This is a genomic window from Dietzia papillomatosis NBRC 105045 (assembly GCF_001570845.1).
Lineage (GTDB): Bacteria > Actinomycetota > Actinomycetes > Mycobacteriales > Mycobacteriaceae > Dietzia > Dietzia cinnamea.
Map to the genome: position 1 here is coordinate 1 of NZ_BCSL01000111.1, position 1147 is coordinate 1147.

The 1147-nt window shown below is 67.4% G+C and carries 1 protein-coding gene; it reads right to left on the reverse strand.

The genetic code is table 11. The annotated features are described in order from the left end of the window. Positions 1 to 1086 (reverse strand): IS5/IS1182 family transposase (locus DPA01S_RS16030; protein WP_061917927.1); only part of this gene is annotated, 1086 nt, incomplete at its 3' end. Between the last annotated feature and the right edge of the window lie 61 nt (positions 1087 to 1147).

The following is a 1147-nucleotide window of genomic DNA, read 5'->3' on the forward strand; positions in this document are numbered from 1 at the left end:
TCCGGTGGCGTACGCCGAATCGCCCAGCACCTCAATGTTCTCGACGTCTGTAGTGGTGGGATCTGTGGTGACCAGGTCCGCGCCGACAGTGGCATCGGAATTGTCCGGGCCGCTGGCCCGGGTCAGCCGGGTCGCGGTGGTCAAGCCGGTGTCGGGTTCGACCACGATGTGGGCTTTGAACCCGTCCTGGCGACGCTGCTGGGTCTTGTGCGCGTGCCGGGCATCAGGATCGACAGTGGAGATCACCCGATCCGGGGCGGTACGGCGCGCGATGCGCCACCGCCCGTCGGTGCCATCGGAATCCTCGGCCGGTTCGACGTCCTGACCGGCCACCAACGCCAAGAGAGCGACCGCCTCGGCCGGCCTGCCACCAGCGGCGGTGATCGCCTCGACGTTCAAAGCCTCCAGCAGTGCCAACGCATCGGCTACCAGGGCGGAGACCAGCTCGTCGCGGGCGGCCTGGTCGTCCCACGCGATACGTGGTTTGCCCGCCGTCTCGTATCCGTGGCCGGTCACCTGGGCCAGGCGGGTGCACACGCTGGCGATGAGGTCTTTGGCGTCGGGGACCTCGCGGCCCACCCGACGGATCTGGGCGATCAACTGGGTGATCGTGTCCTGACGGGCAACCGCATCGTCCAGCACCGTCGAGTCCAGTGCCCGGCGGGTCTTGGACTTGACCGCCCCGGTCTCGGCGATGACCTGACGTACCACCTCGAAGATCCGCTGCGGACGCTCGCTGGCCGCCAACCGGCGCCGCCAATAGGTCAACGTCGACGAGTCAAAGCCCTTCGCATCGACCGCGTACCCGCAGGCAGCCTTCCACCGCAGATCGAACGTCAACGCATCCACGGCCTCACGGTCCGAATGGCCGTACAGGGCTTGCAAGACGATGACGGAGGCGATCACCTCACCCGGGATCGACGGCCGGCCCCGACCCGACCGGAACAGGTCGGCGAACAACTCCGCCGGGAACAACCGGTCCCGATGCTCGGCCAGCAATGCGAACACGCTGCCGGGCTCGAGCAGATGCCCCGCCACCGACTCCACATCCAGCAATTCCCGTTGCCGATCCGACTCACCCTGCATACACGCAGTATTTCAGGCGCCCCGCCAACCCGAGGTGCGGACACCCGGATTGTTCAGCAGC